Source organism: Methylomonas sp. EFPC3 (genome assembly GCF_029643245.1).
In the GTDB taxonomy this organism is placed as follows: Bacteria; Pseudomonadota; Gammaproteobacteria; order Methylococcales; family Methylomonadaceae; genus Methylomonas; species Methylomonas koyamae_B.
On record NZ_CP116398.1, the window covers coordinates 3,060,150 to 3,079,538 of the forward strand.

The 19,389-nt window shown below is 59.2% G+C and carries 13 protein-coding genes and 1 riboswitch; of the genes, 5 read left to right on the forward strand and 8 right to left on the reverse strand.

The window, feature by feature from the left end:
- Positions 1-361 precede the first annotated feature (361 nt).
- Positions 362-1,276 carry an AraC family transcriptional regulator gene (locus tag PL263_RS13715; protein WP_278209875.1) on the forward strand — a complete coding sequence of 305 codons (915 nt, stop codon included), beginning with the start codon at positions 362-364 and terminating at the stop codon, positions 1,274-1,276.
- A gap of 49 nt (positions 1,277-1,325) precedes the next feature.
- Here the strand turns inward: PL263_RS13715 and PL263_RS13720 are convergent, their stop codons facing one another.
- The 7 genes from PL263_RS13720 to recC all read right to left on the reverse strand — a co-directional run bounded on the left by PL263_RS13720 (position 1,326) and on the right by recC (position 15,908).
- The gene (locus tag PL263_RS13720; protein WP_278209876.1) at positions 1,326-4,373 is read right to left on the reverse strand and encodes a beta-propeller fold lactonase family protein; all 3,048 of its coding nucleotides are present in this window, start codon (positions 4,371-4,373) and stop codon (positions 1,326-1,328) included.
- 216 nt (positions 4,374-4,589) lie between these two features.
- The gene (locus PL263_RS13725; protein WP_278209877.1) at positions 4,590-5,168 is read right to left on the reverse strand and encodes a hypothetical protein; all 579 of its coding nucleotides are present in this window, start codon (positions 5,166-5,168) and stop codon (positions 4,590-4,592) included.
- A 53-nt stretch (positions 5,169-5,221) separates the two neighbouring features.
- The gene (locus tag PL263_RS13730) at positions 5,222-6,922 is read right to left on the reverse strand and encodes a sialidase family protein (RefSeq protein WP_278209878.1); all 1,701 of its coding nucleotides are present in this window, start codon (positions 6,920-6,922) and stop codon (positions 5,222-5,224) included.
- Positions 6,919-7,707: a hypothetical protein gene (locus PL263_RS13735; protein ID WP_278209879.1), complete on the reverse strand. Its 789-nt coding sequence runs from the start codon at positions 7,705-7,707 to the stop codon at positions 6,919-6,921. The genes PL263_RS13730 and PL263_RS13735 overlap by 4 nt, the downstream gene beginning before the upstream one ends.
- Positions 7,708-7,788: 81 nt before the next feature.
- Complete coding sequence (locus PL263_RS13740) at positions 7,789-8,619, reverse strand: hypothetical protein (protein WP_278209880.1); 831 nt, start codon at positions 8,617-8,619, stop codon at positions 7,789-7,791.
- Between the two features lie 74 nt (positions 8,620-8,693).
- Positions 8,694-8,773, reverse strand: a riboswitch (cyclic di-GMP riboswitch).
- Between the two features lie 531 nt (positions 8,774-9,304).
- Positions 9,305-12,817 carry an exodeoxyribonuclease V subunit beta gene (gene recB, locus PL263_RS13745; protein ID WP_278209881.1) on the reverse strand — a complete coding sequence of 1,171 codons (3,513 nt, stop codon included), beginning with the start codon at positions 12,815-12,817 and terminating at the stop codon, positions 9,305-9,307.
- Positions 12,807-15,908, reverse strand: coding sequence for an exodeoxyribonuclease V subunit gamma (recC, locus tag PL263_RS13750; RefSeq protein WP_278209882.1), 3,102 nt, complete (start codon positions 15,906-15,908; stop codon positions 12,807-12,809). The genes recB and recC overlap by 11 nt, the downstream gene beginning before the upstream one ends.
- A 79-nt stretch (positions 15,909-15,987) precedes the next feature.
- Here recC and PL263_RS13755 point away from each other — a divergent pair, with 79 nt between their 5' ends.
- Genes PL263_RS13755 through PL263_RS13765 form a run of 3 tightly spaced genes read left to right on the forward strand, consistent with a single transcriptional unit; the run spans position 15,988 to position 17,941 of the window.
- Entirely contained in the window at positions 15,988-16,578 is a 591-nt protein-coding gene (locus tag PL263_RS13755) for a DUF4124 domain-containing protein (RefSeq protein WP_140913588.1), read from the forward strand.
- Positions 16,575-17,408: an SDR family oxidoreductase gene (locus PL263_RS13760; RefSeq protein WP_278209883.1), complete on the forward strand. Its 834-nt coding sequence runs from the start codon at positions 16,575-16,577 to the stop codon at positions 17,406-17,408. The genes PL263_RS13755 and PL263_RS13760 overlap by 4 nt, the downstream gene beginning before the upstream one ends.
- Positions 17,409-17,464: 56 nt before the next feature.
- Positions 17,465-17,941: a hypothetical protein gene (locus PL263_RS13765; RefSeq protein ID WP_260839378.1), complete on the forward strand. Its 477-nt coding sequence runs from the start codon at positions 17,465-17,467 to the stop codon at positions 17,939-17,941.
- 74 nt (positions 17,942-18,015) lie between these two features.
- On the opposite strand, the gene PL263_RS13770 is transcribed toward PL263_RS13765, so the two are convergent.
- Positions 18,016-18,843 (reverse strand): hypothetical protein, encoded by an 828-nt coding sequence (locus tag PL263_RS13770; protein ID WP_278209887.1) that lies wholly within the window; start codon positions 18,841-18,843, stop codon positions 18,016-18,018.
- A 90-nt stretch (positions 18,844-18,933) separates the two neighbouring features.
- Here PL263_RS13770 and PL263_RS13775 point away from each other — a divergent pair, with 90 nt between their 5' ends.
- Complete coding sequence (locus tag PL263_RS13775; protein WP_260839377.1) at positions 18,934-19,380, forward strand: sigma D regulator; 447 nt, start codon at positions 18,934-18,936, stop codon at positions 19,378-19,380.
- Positions 19,381-19,389: the final 9 nt, after the last annotated feature.

Sequence of the window (19,389 nt, forward strand, 5' to 3'; positions counted from 1 at the left end):
TGAAGCTATTTTTCCTACTAAATACTGGTTCGATTGAGCAAAATTAGCATCTCAAATATGGTTTTTCACCAACCTGCTAATGGCCGAACTAGCACTTTTTACCTAACTTGTTTCGTACCGAGTAGTCCCCGGCTTCCCCACAACGATGCCTTCCAAACGATACTCGGTGTAGATTTTTACCTAATCCAAATCCGCTAGAACCCAGCCCTTCGCAAAATCCCTCTCCGCCTCGGTTCCAATCCCACCCGAGTACACCCCACCGGCAAACCTTTGCCCACAGTCCGGAAACAGTCCTATCATGTGCCGGCGGCGTAAAGGCCGGCGCCGTTGCCGAGACCGGCCGTTTAACCGAGGTTGACGTATGGATGGCCTGTCTGCAATTTTCCACAGCCTGAGCCTGCGGGCGCGACTGGTATTTGCCGGCGGCCTGTGCGGCCCCTGGGTAGTCGACCATAACTCCGAACAGGCGATCTGGTTTCATTTGGTGACCAAAGGGTGCGGCTGGGTCCACTCGCCGGCCTGGCCCGAGCCGTTGCGGCTGGAAACCGGCGACTTGGTGTTGTTTTTGCCGCACGCCCGCAAGCACTATCTCAGTTACAGCCCGAGCGACGTGAGGCCGGATTTGCCCGGCGCCCGCACCGCGCATTGGCCGCAAGGCGACAGCGGCATGGTCTGCGGCCTGATCGAACCGGGGGTTGCGCCGTTGCCGGTCTGGCGGACCTTGCCGGCCGAGATCGTGGTCAGGCAGCGGCAGGCCGGACCGATTCTGGCGCAATTGATCGAATTGATCACGGCCGAATCCGGCAGCGGCCGCTTCGGCAGCTTTGCCGTGATCGAACGCCTGTGCGACGGCATTTTCCTGTTGGCGGTACGCCACTGCATCGAGTCCGGTTCGGTTCGGGGCGGCGTGTTCGGCGCCATGGCGGACGCCCGGCTGGAAAAGGCTTTGGCTCTGATTCACCAGGAGCCGTGGCGGGATTGGACTTTGAACGGGTTGTGCGCCCAGGTCGGTTTGTCGAAAACCGCATTGATCCAAAAATTCGACCGCCATTTCCAATTGCCGCCGATGGAGTATCTGACCCGCTGGCGGATGCAGATCGCCGCCGACTGGCTCAGCGAAAGCGGCATGACGGTCGAGAAGGTCGCCAGCCGCTGCGGCTACGATTCGCTATCGTCGTTCAGCCGCGCTTTCAAACGCTGCCTCGGCACCAGCCCCGGCCGCTACCGCCGGTCGCACAGCGGCGCCGAGTATCCGTTGATTCCGATTCCGGAGTGATGAGGCCGAGCCTCACCAAGGGATGACCAGTAGCTCCGGCACCTGCGCTTCAATTCAGCGCGCAACGCTCCCGGCTACACAGCGAAATCAACTTCCGGGCATCCTGGGCGGTGATCGTGCCGTCGTAATCCAAATCTTTCGGATCGCCGATGGCCGCCGCCGTATTTTTGCCTGCCAACAGCAAATTCAAGTCGTTTTTATCGACATCGCCGTCCGCATCCAGATCGCCGACGCGATTCTCGTCGTTATCCAGCACACCATCGCCGTCGCGGTCGATACCGATGCGCTCGCCGGAACCCGGCGGTGTGCAGGTATAGGTCAATTCGCCGCCGGCCAGCACAGCCGAAGCCCGCATGTCGGCATCGGCAATTGCGGCCAGGCTTTGAGCGGAGGCTTTGAATTTGCCGTTGCCCAGGTAGCGGAACCCGCTGTAGCGATTTTTGGCAATCAGGTCGCAATGGCCGGCATCGGCCTGCGCGATCAAAAGATCGATTCTCGCGGCGGCGGCATCGGCGTTGGCAGCGGTTAATGTCACTTGCTGGCCGACAATCGGATACAGATTGCTGTCAAACGCAAACAAAAACGCCTCCAGGTTACGCCGTTCCGCATTACCGTCGGCGCCGAAGCCGAAGCCGCCGGGGTTACCGATCGCGACACCCGCCAAATAACGCTCGATCGGGGTACGGGTATCGTTCGGATCGGACTCCGCCGAGAAAAACGATTTGGAGAAAATCTGCGCACTCAGGAAGCGAAACAAGGTATCGACGCTGCCGTCCGGTCCGAAACCGAAGCCGCGAATCTGCGGCCCCATCTCGCCCAGGTTGCCTTTAGGCAGAAAGTAATTGGACTCGGTGACGGTCGATTGTGCCGCCAAGCCGAACATGCCGACCTTTTGGTACATATTGCGCAGATGCGGCACCTTAAAAATCTGCAGCACGTGGTCGAAGCTGTAGTGTCCGTCGGTGCCGAAAAAGCCGGGATGCTTGACCTCGGCATATTCGGCATTGCCCTCTCTATCCAAGGTGTGGCAGCCGTTGCACGAGAAGAAACTGTCCGACGGCGCCGCCTTGAAGTAAAAATCCTGCCCCGCTTGCTGTTGCGCCGTCAAACTGTCGTCCAAATTGCGGATCGGATTGGGCGGATAGCTAAGCTCCAGGATAAAGTCGGCGAATTTTTGCATTTGGTCGGCGGTCAGCATTTGATGCCGGCCGACTAAGCCCGGAAACGCGACATTGAATTTGCGAAACGCCGCGTCTTCATCGAACGAACCGCCATTGGGCTGTACGTTGGCGCCGGAATTGGGCAAGGCATTGGCATCGTTGCCGCCGGTGCGGTCGCCGCGCCAATGCAGCGCACCGTGATTATCCATCCCGCGCAGACTTTGGGTGGTCATCGGCCCCTTCATCGGCCGGAAATGTTCGTTGTATTCGTGACCCAGGACCTTGGCCGCCACTTCCGGCGTACTGCGGAACGGGCCGCTATTCTCGGCCTGATCGCCGTCAGGATCGCCCAAATCCCAGGCCAGACTGTCGAAGTCGGCGAAGACGTGGCAACTGGCGCAGGCCGAATCGCCGTGGCTGGAGCTGCGGGAAGCGTCGTACAGGAACGGCCGGCCCTCGACAATGTGCTTGGGTTCCGGGTTAAACATCGCCGTATGCTTGATTTCTCGCCCGCTGGCCGTGTCTATGATCGAAATTGAATTGTCGAATCGGGTCAGCACATACAGCAACCCCCTCTGCTCATCCAGCGCTAAGCCGCTCGGGCCGCCGCCGCTGACCGGAATTTGCGCGGCGCTGTTGGGAGTAAATGTATCTTGTTCCAACTCCTGGGTACTGTAGCGCGCCACTTCGCTGGTGCCGTAGGCCGCGACGTACAGGGTTTTGCCGTCCGCGGTAACCGCCATGTCCAACGGCAGCGCCACGCTGTCGGCATTTTCCCGATTCGGAATCGGCGCGCAGCAGCGGCTGTAATCGATGTGTTTGTTCAAATGGCGTGCCACCACTGCCGGACTGCCGCCCAGCACGCTGATTCTGTTTTCGCTGAAATGGCCGCGCACGGTCTGGCCGTTGCTGTATTCGCCGGCACCCTCGAAACGGTTATGGTTTAACGCTTCGGTATTGGATACGTAAACCTTGCCGTTAACCGGGTTGACAGCCATATTGAACAATACGGTACCGACCCCGCTATAGGCACCGCCGGATTTAACAACCGGCGGGCTGGCACCGGCGTCGATGGCAAAGACATCAAGGTCCGGCAGCGAAAACGGCACCATGTCGTCCCACTGCTGCCCCAGTTCGTCCAGCCAATGGCTGCCGTCGTAGCGGACGATCAAGCCTGACTTGGGCTGCACTTCTCCGGCATGATTGGTCGCCGGTCCCGGATAAACCCGGTTGAACGGCGGCGCGGTACCGCGCTCGACCACGGCGTCGTTCAAGGTCATGCTACCGTTACCGGTCTGAAAACCGGCGGCGTAAACCGTAGCGCCGTCCGGCGACGCCGCCAACGCCCGCGGCGTATCGGTGAACAGGGTCAGCACCGCCAGCGGTGATCCGGCGAATGCATCGCCCGGTTGGTTGGCGTCGAAGGCCCAGACATCGGCGCGGCCCACACCCGGTTTCGCGAGTTGCGGGTCGCGGTCGGTATTCTGGCCGCGATGTGCGGTCGTGACAAAGGCGCGGGATTTGCCGGGACCGGCAAAAACGATGTCGCGCGGCTCGTCCCCAACCAACAGGGTCCGGGTCACTCGGCCGCTGCCGTTCTCGTCCAGATTGACGATACTGACGCTATCGGATAGATGGTTGACGACCCAGATTTCCTTGTCGTTTCTGACCGCCAAGGCGACCGGCTCCAACCCGACCTGGACCGATCCCAACGGCACTGCACTGCGGTCGCCGACCCGGAACAATTCCAGCCGGTTATCCGGCGTGTTCAAGGCAAACAGTAACTTGCCGTCCGGCGACAGCGCCAACGGCCGGACTTGGCCGCTTTCGAACAGGGTAAAACCCGATTGCGCGTTTGCCGGCAGCGGACACCATGCCGGCAACAGCATGACAAAGCAGAGCCCACGCACGGTCGCGCGGCGAATCGATCCCAACATTTTGATCTCCTCCTGACGGGTAAACGCGGTGCCTATCCGCCGATACTTGCTGCTCAGAGAGCAGTCGGCCGAATAAAACACCCTCGGGTAATGCACGCGACACGGCAGCGGCAAGAAGCGTAGCGACGGCCACCCTTCCCGCGCGTAAACGCATTCGCGGCAAGATAAAGGAATATCGAGACCCGGCCGGCGAGATGCGGCCGAGTCGAAACGGCACTAAGCGCGGCGCCGGTACAACAGGCCCAAGCCGGCGGCCATCAAGGCAAAAGCCGGCGGCAAGGGTACGGAAGCGACAGCGATCGGCGTCGCGGCGGCCTGCAGCGGATCGCCGTTGGCATCCCCTAGCGCGTTGATGTTCAGGCTCAATTGGCTGCTGCCGGCCATCAGAAAATCGAAATTGAGCACGGCCAGGATGAAACTGTCCGCCTGTAATTGGTTTAGTGTCGCCGCACTATCCAGAGACAATTCGAACAGATTCAACCGGCCGGCGCCGGCCAGTGCCGCCGCCGACGGACTCAAACCCAAATCCAGCGGGTCCAATGCCTTACCCGAAACCGGATCGCCGAATACCGCGCCGACATACGCTAAATGATCGCCGTCGAAAACCAGGTCCAAATCGTAGGCTCCCAACGACGGCGCCGCAGCATTACCCAAGCCGGATATCGAAACGCCGACGCTAAGCGACGAAGCGGTCTGCGTGATCGGCACCAGGCTCAATTCGATCGCGGCCCCTGCCGTTCCCGATATCGATAATAACCACGTAGCGAGCAGAGTCAGGCTAAAACGGTTTTTCATTTGCGGTATCTCCTTATGTTTGATGGACTGGTCAACGGTCCGTGGAAATTTGTTCAGTTGGTCGCGCACTGCGGCCGGGTACAGGACTGCACCAGTTTGCGGGCATCGAGAAGGTTGACGACGCCGTTACGGTCGATGTCGCGCGGGTCGCCTGCGGCAATCTTGCTGCCGCGCGCCGCCAGAATCCGGTTAATGTCGACTTGGTCGACATCGCGGTCGCCGTCAAGATCGCCGGCCACAGTGATGGCCTCGCACACGTCCGGCACATGGTTGGTGTTGGTGTCGCCCACCCGGCGCCGCTCGATGTCGGTTACATCCGATTGGCCGTTTTGGTTACAGTCCGGAAACACGTTTAGGTAGTACACGTCCTGCTCGCCGTTATAGGTTGCGGTGTAGGCCAGGCTGGCCCCGTCCTTGCCCGACACCAAGGTGGAATAGTCGCCGATCTTGGTGGAGCCGTGCGGGTAAGCGATTGTGGTGTCGAATGCCGGGCTGACCGGAACGTTTTTGCTCCAGGTTTGCCCTCCGTCCCAGGAGTAGCTGTAATACAGCCGCGACACCTTGTAATTGCCGCTATCGCGGGTGTCGTACCAGACGGCATCGATGCGCGAGTTGGGCGCCACGCCCATCATGCCGAACCAATTCCAGTTATTTTTGCTCTGCGCGTCGTCGTTGATGCGTATCGGCGCGCTCCAGGTGTCACCGCCGTCGCTGCTGCGGACGAAGGTAATGTCGAGATTGTCCGCCCCCGGCGGATCGACCGTCGCCAAAACGTAAAGATGGCCGCGCATCGCGCTGGCCGAGCTATCGACACCGACTTGGACGTCGCCAGTAGGCCCGTATTGGTTGGGGTTTTGCTTAAACAAAAATAGCGGAGCCAGACCACCCAAGTCGATTTCGCGGGTATCGAAGGTCGGGGTTTGCGCCGGATCGCGGGCATTCAACGACCGGGAAAACAGATGGTGATGCAGGTTACGGTCTTGGTGTTCCTCGTCGAATTCCGGCGGCTCCCGTCTGCCCGCCAGATACAGCTCGCCGTCGTTGCCGACCCGCATCGTGCCGAAGGTCGGGGTCTCCGGGATTGCCAGCGGCGGCTGGAAGCTGGCGCCTCTGTCGATCGAGCGGACGAAGCATTTTTCCGCCAGACAGTCGCGCCAATTCAGGTAGACATGGCCGTCGCTGGTGCCGCCGCTGCGGTCCACGGCCATTTGGGCCTTGTCGCCGCCTTGGCCGTAAGCGAACACCGGTGCTTCCCAACTGCGGCCGCCGTCCAATGATTTGATGACCTGGATGTCTTGGACAAAGGTATAACTCGGATCGAAATGCAGGCTCTGGTAGTAAAAATTGCCCAAGGCGTCGACATCCAAGGTCGGATTGCTGCGGCCTTCGCCCGGGGTGATCGTGCCGTTGAAATGCCAATGCGCACCGGCATCGGCGGTATAAGCCCATCCGCCTTGCCGAAACGACGAGTCCACCGAATCGAACTGGCGCCAGGAAACCACCATATTGGCCGGGTCCAGCGGATTGATCGCCAGGCTCGGTTCGTTGGCGGCATCGCCGACGATATTTTTGCCGTCGGCGGTGACATTGACTTGGGTACTGATATAAGCGCCCTGGCTGTATTGATTCGCGATCGCGGACTGCGTCCAGCCGGCGGTCAGCATCGAAGCCGCCAACGCCGTCACCAAGCGCTTCGCCGGGGGCGCGTAACGGCGCGGACAGGTGCTAGCCGCTTGTCCTAGGTCGATTTTCATAACATGTGTCCTCTTGGCTTGCGGCAAAAGCCGAAGCCGGCCAAGCCGGCCGCGAACAACGCGAATGCCGGCGGCAGCGGCACCACCGCGGTTTGCAGATTGAAATTGCCGACAATCGCATCGCGGGTACCGTTCAGGTGGTCGTAGCCCTCTCCCAAACCCAGATCGCCCGACAGACTGAAGCGGCTGGAATCGAGTCCCATCACGACGTTGAACAGGTTGTAAGACTGCGAGCGGAAAGAAACGTGGTTGTACAGGCTCCAGGCCGAGCGGCCGCTAGCAAGGTCGATATTGGCGGCGTCGTATTCCAAGGTGTAATCGCCGGATAAAATGCGATTGAAGTCCGAGCCGGTATCGACCCGAAACCGGAACACCCCGGCCAAGCCGATAGCACCCGTCACCGTGGCCTCGAAATCGGCCGGATCGAAATCGATGGTCGTCGGCTTGCTCCGCCGGTTGGTTAAGTTGGTGACCGAGCTGCCGTTAACGGCAAACGTCAATCCGGTTGCGGGAATCTCCGCCACGCCGGGTACCAGGTGGTCTTCCAAAATTTGGCTATAGCTCCGGCTGCGCGAGGCTTGCGCGTCGAAAAACTCTTCCAGGTACATCGACCGGGCAGGCGTTTCGTCGATATCCACGGCGGCGGCCAACGCGTCGCGATCCAAGTTCACGACCAACGAGCCGCCGGATACCGTGGCGGCCTCCGCCGGGGATAACAACGCCGTGGCCAGCAACATACCCCAGCCGAAGCGGAGCGCCGAAAATCTAGCTAAATGAATACTCATAGTCATGCTGAGGGAAATAATCTTGAAAAGCGGTGCCAACCAAGCCGAAGCACCCGGGTATGCCCGGGTGCGAAAGCCGGCTTAGGCCGGAATGGCTGTGCGTTTACGGCGAGTGGAGGCCATCACGCCGAACAAACCGCTACCGAACAACCAGACCGCTGCCGGCACCGGAACCGCGGCCGGAGCCGGAGAAATCAGGCTGAAGGTACCGGCACGGCCGGCTTGGCTGACGCCGTCGCCGCCGAACAGGAAGGCGCTGGTGCTGGCGGAATACCACAGTTCGCCGGTAAACAGCAGTTTGTCGCCGTCGGTGGTGACGCTGATGTTGCGGGTATCGTAGGTGGTGGACGAGAAGCTGACGTTGTTGGTCAGAGCCCAACCGCTGTTGACGCCGTTATTGCGAGCGGCGACGTAGCCGAATTGGTAATCGCCGGATAGCAGCGTACCGGTGAAACTGCCGCGAGTCATTACCACACCGTTTAGCCCGGCAACGCCGCTGGCGGTAAAGGTCGACGAGTTGGTCAACGCGTCCTGACTGCTTCCCCACGTTAACGTGGTCGCTTTGTTGTTGCGGCCGCCGCTACCGAACGGAATGCCGGTACCGGCCAAACTGGACGGGTTGATGTCGAACGACAGCGTCGCAGGCGCCGGGTAGGTATCGTTTGCCACGCCAAGCATTTGCGACACATTCATATTGTCCGCCAACGACTTGTCGAAATAATTGGCGACATAATACGAAGTGATCGCGCCGTCGCCCAAGGTCAAGCCCGACAACAAATCATCGGGATTGTCATAGGAAATTTGGAACACCCCGCCGTTCAGCGTGCCCGCACTTGCCACGTTAGCGATTGCCAGCGCGCCAGCAGCCAGGACGCAGCGTAGCCGCAGCGATTTCGATCCGATCTTTTGCATACTTTTTTCCTAAATGAAAGATATAAACGCTATAAGCGGCTTGAACGACTCAAGCCGTCGATGACTCTCGCACGAGAGGCGGCCCGGCTGTCTCGAGCTGGCGAGATCCGCGGCTTTCCGGCTCCACCTTGCGGCGGATGTGGCGAAGTGCTCCCTCCTTGAAAACCGGACGGCTGGACCCCGAACGGCATATTCCCTTAGTGAGCGGCGGTTGCTAACGCACCGGTCGGGCGGGCCACAGCCGCCACCAGAACGCTGGCAAACGCTACAACAGGAGTTCAGCAGATACCGTGCCAGTCCTAACAAATAAAACCAGATGCCGATTCAGCAGGCTGGAGCGGGAAGCCGAGCGGCTGAAATATCAGGAACGGCGGGGCCGGACAGGGTGGACGGGAGATTCGAGTCGCGATTGAGAGAATGGATGTCCGCTAGAGCTTGGTCTGATGACGACAAGCCCAAGCGATGAAACGGACGACGGAAGTTAGGGGATTTAACCCAAACACCCCCTAAGCGGCAAATGGTAACTTATTGTATTGGCTGGCTCTTTGGCTGGATATCGGCAAATCCCGATACCGGCCTGGGTGATTTAACATATTTAGATTGTCCCTGGCCGGATCGACGCCGCCAAGCTACCACGAGAATAGGCAAAATCGGATTTTTAAATCGTAGCAGCGCTGAAAATCCGCTAGGTACGGAAGAACACATCGGCCAGATCGCCAAGCAGACCTTGCTCCGGGCGGTCGGCGAACACACCGCTTGCCGGCCGCTCGGGCTCCATGCCGCGCACGAACAAGTACTTGACGCCGCCGAAATGGCGGGCGTAATCGTAGTCCGGCAGGCGTTGGCCCAGGTATGCGTGCAACACCAGACTGTACAGCCAATATTGCAGGCCGTAATTGTGTTCGCGCATGGCCTGCAGCAGGCTGGCCTGGCTATAGTCCGCCAAGGCGTTGGTTTTGTAATCCATTACAAAGTAGCGGCCGCCGTAACAACAGACCAGATCAATGAAACCGGTCAGATAGCCGCTGATTTGTTTGGAGTCCAGCGCCTGATAGGCCGGACAGGCGGCCAGGATCCGGTTGATACGGGCGGTATCCACCCGGCCCGGCATGGACAGGTAAAACGGCATTTCCTTGATGCACTGCGCCGGCTCCAGATTTTTCAGGCAAAACCCCGGATCTTCGCTGAGCGGAGTGGCCGTTACCCGGTACAGCACCTCGCTCAAAATTTGCGGTTGCGCCAACTGCAGACCGTAGCGCAGGCAGGCTTGGGCGCTGGCGCGGCCGATGTCGCGCCGCGCGGCCAAGTCGGCAAACGCCACGGTCTCCAGCAGGCTGTGGATCACGTTGCCGGTGTGGGCGCCGCGCGGCAGGGCTTCATCGCCGGCCGGTTGGCCGTGGCTTTCTTCGGCTTTATCGGCCGGCAGTTCCGGCGTCTGCTCCAGGCTCAGCGCCGCCAACGCGGTGTAGCTGCTCATTTGCCAGATGCTGTGCAGACTGCGGGTTTGGCGACGATGCGCCAACGCCAGGTCGGCAGCACGGCGGTCGGCCGGCAATTCGGCCGGCTCGCCGGCCGCTTCGGCCGGTAGCAGGCGGTACTCGAATAAATCCGGTTCTGCGCTTGCCAGCTGTTGCAGCACCTGCTGCTGGCCGGCGAAATCGCAGTCGGCGAATTCGAATAAATAGGCCATGGCCGAGTCGTTGGCCCGCTCCTTGGTGCGGACGTCGGCCCAATTCAGATAGCAGCGGTACTTGGCCCGAGTCAACGCGACGTAAAACAAACGCAGGTCCTCGGCCAATTCTTCGAACAAGGCTTGTTCGCGGCGTTCGGCGAATTGTGGCGAACCCAGGTCGGCGACCATCGTCCCGTGTTCGTGGCATTGCACCAAAGCGGTTTCGGTTTTCAGCCGGTCGCTGCGCCGCCATAGATCGGGACAGAACACCAGCGGGTACTCCAGGCCTTTGGAACTGTGCAGCGTGACGATCTTGATCGCGTCCTCGTCGCTTTCCAGCCGCAATTGGCGGTCTTCGCTACTGTCTTGCGCCGCTTGCTGGATCGCCCGCCGCAGCCAGTCCAGCGTCTTGCTGATCGCCAGATGCTCGTCGATCGCCGCTTGCTGCAGCCGCTCGGCCAAATGGTGGATATTGGTCAGCACCCGTTCGGCTTGGGGTTGCTCCGACAGGTGTTGTTCGATCCGCTCCCGCCGCAGTAGTTGCTGCAGCGTCGCCAGCAGGCCTTGGTTGCGCCAGCATTGCAGATAGTCCTGAAAGCGCGACACCCAAGCGTCCAGCTCCGCCTCGTCCTGGCTCAGCCGATACAATTGCTGGCCGTCCAATCCAAACCACGGCGTGGCCAACGCCTGCTTCAACAGATCGATTTGGCCGGCGCCGGCCACCGCCCGCAGCACGTGGTACAACTCGAAAGCTTGGATGGAGGCGAATACCGACTGCTTGCTGTTCAATACTGCCGGTATGCCGGCCGCCAGCAACGCCTGTTGATAGGCCGCGGCAGCGGCATTGCTCCGTACCAGAATCGCGATGTCGCCGGCTTGCACCGGCCGTTCCGCACCGTGCTTTTCGGCGATGCGGCCGGCCGTCAGTAGCCGGCTGATTTCGGCGACGACGGCGTGCTCGATCAGCGCCGAGACTTCGCCGGAACTGCCTTTGCGCGCGGTCCAATGCTCCTGCTTGCCGGGATTTTTATCGAGCTGCCACAGGACCAGCGGCGCGCCGGCGATACTGCCGTCGCCGGGCTGGCGGCCGGCCATGACCGGCGTGAAATCCAATTGATCGAACAAAAACGGTTTTTGCCGGCGGAACAAGCGGTTCACCGCCTGCACCAGATGCGGATGAGAGCGCCAATTGTGCAGCAACGTGTAATGCCGGTCGGCGCGTTGTTGGGCGGCGAAGTAGGAAAAAATATCGGCGCCGCGGAATTTGTAAATCGCCTGCTTCGGATCGCCGATCAGATATAAATAATGTTCCGCGCTGGCAAATACGCCGGAAAAGATCCGCCATTGCTTGGCGTCGGTGTCCTGAAATTCGTCGATCAACGCCGCGCGGAAGCGCAGGCGCAATTCCGCCGCCAGCAAGGCACCGTTGTCGCCGTCCAGCGCCGCCGCCAAGCGGGTGATCAGGTCGTCGAAGGACAACACGTTCTCCCGCAACAGGCGCCGGTCCAGTTCCGAACGCAAGCTGGCCAGCAACGCGGCGCGCAAGGCGACCGGCAACCGCCGCACCGCATCGGCCAGAGCCTCGAACGGCCCGCAATCAATATTCAGACCAGCCAAGTACTGCTGCTTCTGCTCCTCGGCCGGCAACGGCTTGTTCTTGCTGCTGCGAAATTTGATGCCGCTCAGACCGGCCAGCAACGTGACTTGGTTCAGACAGTCGAAATCCGGCAAATCCTGCTCCGGGTCTTGCAACCACTCTGCCAGGGTTTGCAGCCGTTGCGGCAAACCGGCGGCGAAGCTTGCGCTAAAGTAGCCGGCTTCTAGCGCATCGATCAAGGTTGCCGCTACCGTCGGCAATTGCGCAGCGGCCGCCGCGCGCAAGGCCGGCAGCGCCGCCAAATCGGCGTCCAGATCGGTATCCAGCGGGTAGGCGTTTTGCTGCAGATCGATGCGCAGCACGCTATCCAGCAAGGCGTCCGGAGTCGGATAGGCGCGCAGCAGCAATGCGGCTTGCCAGGCCGGGCGTTGGTAGATTTGCCGACGCCAGAAGTCGTCGGCGCACTGCAATTTCAATTCGGCAACGTCGCCGCTCAGTTCGCAATCGAACAACTGGCCGCTTTCCAGTGCGTGTTCGGCCAGCACCCGTTGGCAGAAACCATGAATGGTGAAAATCGCCGCCTGGTCGATATCGAGCAGCGCCAGTTCCAGGCGTTGGCGAATGCTGGCGCTATCCAGCGTCAAGCCTGCCAGCCAGGCGGTAATCGCCGGATCGTCGCCCGGCGCCGGATGCAGCAGAATGTGCCGGGCCTTGACCAGGCGGGCGCGGATGCGGTCCTTCAGTTCTTCGCTGGCGGCTTTGGTGAAGGTCACCACCAGCAGTTGCTTGATGTCGAGCCGGCACTCGACCACAAAGCGCAGTACCAGCATCGCGATGGTGTAAGTCTTGCCGGTACCGGCACTGGCTTCGATCAGATTGATGCCGGTTTCCAGCTCGCCGCGAGTGGCGTCGAAGGCCTTACTCTGCATGCGCCGCCCTCCAGGCCGGTTCCAGCCAATCCCGGCAGAACCCGCTAAATGCGTCGCCGAGCAAATCGCTCAAGTCGCGGTAGGCGAACAGTTGGCCGATTTCCGCTTCGTAACCCTGTTCGATGGCGTCGGCCAGGCGTTTGGCCGTTGCCGCCAGCGCCTTTTCCGGGTCGTTATGACGCACGAAATCCAATGCCGCTTCGGTAAAAAACGCGTCGGGCCGGGTTTGGCCGCTCCGGAAAATCGCTAGCAATTGCGGTAGCGCGTCGTCGGGTTCGGCTTGGGCCGGAAAACGTAAGTCCGCATCGACGCATACCAAGTGGGTGGCTTGCGGCGCGATGCGGTTGGCGACCAAATGCTGCAACCAGGCGCCGAAAAAATCGCGGCCTTTCAGTTTGCCGAAGCGGTAAATCAGTCCGCCGTGTTGGTGTAAACGCCCCAGTTTGCCGACCAATCGATAATCGCCGATGGTCAGATCGATGGCCTGGGGCGGTAGCGACTCCCCCAGCTGTTTGCCGGCGATAATCGAAGCGAATTCGGCGATCGCCGGCTGGCGGCGGCGCCAGGCGATTTCGCCGGCGGCGCCGGCCGGCCACAAACCGCGGGCTTGCAATTTTGCCAGCGAAAATACTTTGCCTTGCAGTTCGGCATCGAGCCACTCCTGGGCTAACAAATAATCTTCCAGGCTGTTCAAGGCAAACGGTTCGCGCTCTTCGGCGTCGACTATCAAACCGGGAAGTTGCAGTTCCAGGCAGTGGCGGAAAAAATAGCGTTGCGGGTGGTGGAAAAACTGGCGTAAGCGGTCGATTTCGATCACGGTGTCGGTTTCGGCCGGCAACGCGCCGGACCACCAGGGCTGCGGCGCCGGTTTCTCGCCGCGCAGGCGGCGGGCGGTGTCGCAATCGTGGCGGGCGTAGCTGAACAGGTTGGGATCCTGGCCGAGGAAATAACGCGGACTGAACGGGTGCAACGGGTGGCGAACCACGATGCCGTCCAGGCCGTAACCGTCGCGCAGTACCTCGAGCAATTCGCTGACGATGGGCGACGGCGGAATTTCGCTATTGTCGCGCAGCGATTGGCCCAAATAGGTAACGATCAATTGCCGGCGGGCGGACAGCAATATTTCCAGAAATTGGTAGCGGTCGTCGGCGCGGCGCGAACGGTCGCCCAAGCGCGGATGCGCCGCCAGCAGGTCGAAGGTCGGCTGGCGTTCGATTTTCGGGAATTCGCCGTCGTTCATACCCAACAAGGCGATGATCTGAAACGGGATCGACCGCATCGGCAGCATCGAGCAAAAAGTCAATTGACCGCGCAGAAAGCCGGCGCCGGATTTGGTTTCGTCCATCCGGCCTTGCAGCCAGGCGACGATCACGGCCAAAGCCAGCGGCCGGTCGTGAATCGCGGCCATCTCCGCCATTTCGGCCAGTAGCTCATTCAGCGCTTGGCGTTGCGCCGTGTCGGCGCCGGCCAACAGGCCGTCGGCGTAGCGGTTCAGGCAGGTTTGCCATTCGCTCAGGGTTTTCGCGGCCGCCAACTCGTCGCCGGCCCGGAACAGTAGTTGCAGGAAAGCGTTCAGGCCGCCCAGCGCCTGCGCCGAAGAGCCTTCGATATCCGGGTAGGGCAGGATGTCGTCGACGAACTCGTCTTCGGCCAGGGCATAACCCATGAACAACCGCTCCAGGCCGGCCTGCCAGGTATTCTGCGGCGTCGGCGGCAGGCCCTGCGCTTGCTTGGCCTCGCCCGACCGCCCCCAGCGCACTTGCAGCTCCTGCAGCCAATAGGCGATCAATTCCAGATCGGCAGCCGCCAAACCGAAGCCTGTGTGAATCAGCGGTTGCTCCAGTAAATCCATGACTGTGCGCCAGCCCAGCCGGCTTTGCGACAGTTTCAGAAAACGGATGAAAGCGTCCAGCAGCGGATCGCTGATTTTCAGGCTGCGGTCGGCGACGGCGTGCTGGATGTCGTCGAATACCGCGCTGATGAACGGGGCGTAGGCCTGGATGTCCGGCGCCATCACGACAATGTCGCGCAGATCCAGATCGGGGTGTTGTTCCAGGGTTTGCAATAGCTGGTCTTTCAACACTTGCACTTCGCGCAGGCGCGAGTGGCAGGCGTGAATACCGATCGAAGCGTCGGCCGCCAGCCGGATTTGCTGCGGTACCCGGTTGGCGAGGACGTCGTTTTGCAAGCATTGCAGCACGGTCTCGGGCTCAGCCGGCTCGAAGCTGCTGGGTTCGAAGGCGAATTCGGCCTGCTCCAGCAACATTTGCTGGAATTCGCGGCCTTGCTGACCCAGCCGGACCAGTAAGGGATGGCCATCGAACTGTTGCAATTCGGCCAGCAGCCGCTTCGGCGGCAGGTCGGCCCAGTAACCCTGGACCGGATTTAGTAGATACAGGTGGACATGGCAATGGCGGGACAAGGCCTGCAGGTAGTTCAGCATCAGCGGCGGCAAGCTGTTGACGCCGAATACCGAAACCCGTTCCGGCAATTGCCCGGCGAACGCACCGGGTTTCGCTTGCTGCAGTTTGGCGATCGCTTGCAGCCAGTGCGCGCCGCGGTGGCGCTGGCCGATTTCGGCAACGACGGCGCGCCACAACTGGGCTTGCCAGGCTTCCGCCGGGCTGCCGTATAGCAGGCGTCGCGCTTGCCAGGCCTCGAGCAGGTCCGGCCGCAGCATCTGGTATTGGTCGTAGACCCGCGCCAATTGTTGAGCCAATTGGTAACGCTTAAGCTCGGCGTTTTCGCCGACTAGATATTGCCGCAAAGCCTGATACACTTCGGCGTCGAGATCGCGCAATAAGGCTTCGAAGCGCCATAGCATCCAATGGCGGTCGAAGGCTGGCTCGTAGAGTTCGTCGTGCAGCGTCGCGGCGATTTCGGCGAAGAATTTGGCCGGGAACAGATAGCTGAAATGACCCCAAACCTTCAGCCGCGCTGCCAGTTGCTGCGATAGCCAGCGTTCCATACCCTGACTTTGAATCAAGAACAACTCGGCGGCGAACGGCGACGATAACGGTGCGGTGCTAATGACCGTGACCAAGTGCTCCAGCAGGTTTTCGGTTTTGTTGGAGCTGTGCAGGACGAACATCGGCGGATTGAAAAATCTGTTTACAGTAAGGGCAAGCTAAGTGATAGTTTTACAGTAGCGTTTAACCAACAGGAATACAATGAAAAATCTGTTCTTTGTTTTTGCCCTGTGCCTGTCTTGCGACAGCTGGGCAGGCGTTTATAAATGCACCGATGCCAGCGGCCATACTAACTATCAGTCGTCGCCGTGCACCGAGCAACATAAAGCGGTGCAAATGAATCCCAAGACCGGCAGCAGCGTCGACATCACCGCACAAGAGAAGAAGCAAGCCGACGAAGCCGAATTGAAGAAATTGCAGTCAGAGCAGGAGCGCGCGGCGCAGCAGGCCAAACTGGACTTGATCGCGCAAACCAAGCAGGCGGCCAAATCGGAAAGCGAGCAAACCCAAAGTCTGATCAAGCAAAATCCGCTGCAGTTTTCCGCTTTTGCCGTCCCACCCTACGATCCCGAGAAATTACCGGTTGAAATCAAGCCGTTCGAAACCCGGCTGCCGGATGTCGAGAAATTTCGGCGTTTAGCAGCTCAGAAAGCCTTGGCCGGCGGCGAATGCCAACGGGTCGAAGCCGACGAACTGAACGGCAAAAGCAAATTGGACCAGTTGGTGTTCTCGATCAACTGCAGCAGCGGTAAAACCTATACCTTCAGCGAAAGCGACCTGAGCCAGCCATGACCCAAGGCAAAATCATTTTTATTACCGGTTGCTCGTCGGGCATCGGTTACAGCACCGCGCTGTATCTGAAATTACGCGGCCACCGGGTGATCTGCTCGGCGCGCAAAGCGGAGGATGTCGAACGCTTGCGCGGCGAGGGCTACGAATGCCTGCAACTCGATCTGGCCGACTCGCAAAGCATTCGTGTTGCTGTAGACGAGTTATTGAGGGTAACCGACGGCAAGCTCGATGCGGTGTTTCACAACGGCGCTTTCGGCCAGCCGGGCGCAGTGGAAGACCTAAGCCGGGACGTGTTACGCAACCAGTTCGAAACCAACTTTTTCGGCGTGCACGAGTTAACCAATTTGTTGTTGCCGGTGATGCGTCGGCAAGGCCACGGCCGGATCATTTACAACAGTTCGGTGCTGGGTTTTGTAGCGATGAAATTCCGCGGCGCCTATAACGCCAGCAAGTTCGCGCTGGAGGGTTTGGTCGATACTTTGCGTCTGGAATTGCGCGGCAGCGGCGTGCATGCGGTATTGATCGAACCGGGGCCGATCGAGAGCCGTTTCCGGCAGAACGCGTTTGCCTTGTACCGGCAAAACATCGACCCGGAACGCAGCGTCCACAAAGAAACCTATCGAGCCATGGAGGCCCGCCTGCAAAAGCAAGGTCCGGCGGCGCCATTTACCTTGCCGGCCACGGCGGTCGCCGAAAAGGTCGCGGCGGCATTGGAGTCCGCGCGACCTAAAATCCGTTACCGGGTGACCGTCCCGACCCATCTGTTTGCCTGGCTGAAACGCCTGCTGCCGACAGCGTGGTTGGATAAGTTACTGGTCAGCGTCGAATGAGGCGAAACGGGCCGGAAAAACCCTGATTTTCGCCAATAAACTCGCTAGCAAAGCGCATGAACTATGCTATTATCCCGGCCCAACATGTGGTGGCTAAATCGGTTGGATTAGCAGCTATATGTTCTTATAAAAATAACTGTGAGGTTCAATACATGAAAATTTTAAAAAGTGCTGTTATCGCGTTCTCTTTGGCTGCCGCTATGGGTTCTTTTTCGACTGCTGCGGTTGCCGAAGCCGGCAGAACGTCCTACAAACCTATTGATGCGATCAATGGCGTTTTAGAGCGTATCGCTGCTGCCGAGACTGCGATTAACAACGGCGCTGAAGACGCTGAAGTTGCAGCCCTGATCAAAAAAGCCGCTGATTTTTCCGAAGAAATCAATGCCAACGACAAAGTTGCCAGAGAAAATTCAAAAGTCAGATCTCACCTGAAAGCCGCTATCACCGCTGCTAAAGCCGCCAACCTGCAAGAATCTAAAGAGCACTTGGCAAAAGCGAAAGCCGGCATCGATGGCTTGAAAAAATTGCTGTAATCGTTTCGCGGCAGGGCGCTTCGGCGCCCTGTTTTTTATCCCGTCTGCTCCACCGTTCCAGAACGGCCTTCCCGTTACAAATAAAATTGCTTTTCAGCCACTAAGGCTTCCAGTTGCGCAATCAAGTCTTTCGCGTTTTTGGCATCGATTTTCGCTAAATCCACCGACACGCCATTCATCAAACGCCACCGGTTCAATAGCGATTGTAATTTTGCAGCATTGCTCGCGGTGAAATGAAATCGACTCAGGATGCCTTGACAATCCCGCCCGTCAGGCCCCGCTATTACAGCTCTCAACTCCCTCAGCGCAACTATCAGGTCTGCTACAACCGAAAGCCGGCCGCCAATCCAGTTTGTTACCGCATCCTCAGTGATGTTCGCCAGCGGCGAGTCGGCGTTATCGGATACCACCTTCAAGCAATGAACCAGTTCGCTGGAACTGAATTTAACCGCGGTTTCGAAAAAGGCGGAGGCTTCCATGTCGCGGATGTAGCCGTCGCTATATGTCTCATCTGCTTGGGACATTGTTTTTAAAGCGTGGGTCGGACACGGCACCGAGAAAGGCAATTGCGGATAAAAGCGCCGGCCGCTGTCGGCGTCAATGATTTGATCAGCCAAAACGCAACTGCCTAGCGGAAGATTGCGATGTCCGGCCACGCCCAAATTCAACAACAACGGTTGCGCGACATCCGGGTGGCGCGCCAGCGTGTAGGCCACTGCTGCGGCCATCGCTACTTTTCCCAGGCCGCTAACCGTAAGAACGCTGTTTTGATTCTGGTAAGTGGCAAACGCTTGTATTTGCGTGTTTTTTTTAAGCTTCCAGGCGGCAACCAGGGGCTTTGCTTCACAGGGCAGGGCCACAAAAACAAAAATCCCAGGTGCTGAGTCGTTCACATTTTTCATTAAAAAATGCTTTGTTTTTAATGTGTTGTTGAATATTGTTAATAAGTGACTTAAATTTAAGGCTCGTCATTTTATTTAGGGAGAACTTCAGTGATCGAGTCTAACGTCTACCGCGCCGAAAAAAGCGCCAGCGCCCGGCATTGGGTCGAAACATTATTGGCCGAACGCTCTGCGGTTTGGGAGTTGTATTGCCAGATAGGGAAAATGCTGCCATTCAATGGCGACAGTCATTTGCGCTCCGTGCTATCCGAATTCTCTCAGCTACTGATCGATTATATTTCACTCGGCCATTTCGGCATTTACGAGCATCTATTAACCGAAACACAGGACGAATCTACGGCGCTGAACTATGCGGAACGGATTTATCCGGCGTTTTCCAAGATCACAGCCTCTGCGGTATCGTTCAGCGACACCTACGACGAAGGCCGGCGCAAATTCAAAACCGATAATCTGGCGCAAGACTTATCGGTACTCGGCGAGCACTTGGCAGAGCGCATGGAGCTGGAAGACCAGCTTTGCTCCATGCTGCTGCATTGAACCGCAGAA

What these genes read in the sequence shown, in the direction of transcription:
- PL263_RS13715 (WP_278209875.1), top strand. Translation starts at nt 362, where the DNA reads ATGGATGGCCTGTCTGCAATTTTCCACAGCCTGAGCCTGCGGGCGCGA.
- PL263_RS13720 (WP_278209876.1), bottom strand. Translation starts at nt 4,373, where the DNA reads ATGTTGGGATCGATTCGCCGCGCGACCGTGCGTGGGCTCTGCTTTGTC.
- PL263_RS13725 (WP_278209877.1), bottom strand. Translation starts at nt 5,168, where the DNA reads ATGAAAAACCGTTTTAGCCTGACTCTGCTCGCTACGTGGTTATTATCG.
- PL263_RS13730 (WP_278209878.1), bottom strand. Translation starts at nt 6,922, where the DNA reads ATGAAAATCGACCTAGGACAAGCGGCTAGCACCTGTCCGCGCCGTTAC.
- PL263_RS13735 (WP_278209879.1), bottom strand. Translation starts at nt 7,707, where the DNA reads ATGAGTATTCATTTAGCTAGATTTTCGGCGCTCCGCTTCGGCTGGGGT.
- PL263_RS13740 (WP_278209880.1), bottom strand. Translation starts at nt 8,619, where the DNA reads ATGCAAAAGATCGGATCGAAATCGCTGCGGCTACGCTGCGTCCTGGCT.
- recB (WP_278209881.1), bottom strand. Translation starts at nt 12,817, where the DNA reads ATGCAGAGTAAGGCCTTCGACGCCACTCGCGGCGAGCTGGAAACCGGC.
- recC (WP_278209882.1), bottom strand. Translation starts at nt 15,908, where the DNA reads ATGTTCGTCCTGCACAGCTCCAACAAAACCGAAAACCTGCTGGAGCAC.
- PL263_RS13755 (WP_140913588.1), top strand. Translation starts at nt 15,988, where the DNA reads ATGAAAAATCTGTTCTTTGTTTTTGCCCTGTGCCTGTCTTGCGACAGC.
- PL263_RS13760 (WP_278209883.1), top strand. Translation starts at nt 16,575, where the DNA reads ATGACCCAAGGCAAAATCATTTTTATTACCGGTTGCTCGTCGGGCATC.
- PL263_RS13765 (WP_260839378.1), top strand. Translation starts at nt 17,465, where the DNA reads ATGAACTATGCTATTATCCCGGCCCAACATGTGGTGGCTAAATCGGTT.
- PL263_RS13770 (WP_278209887.1), bottom strand. Translation starts at nt 18,843, where the DNA reads ATGAAAAATGTGAACGACTCAGCACCTGGGATTTTTGTTTTTGTGGCC.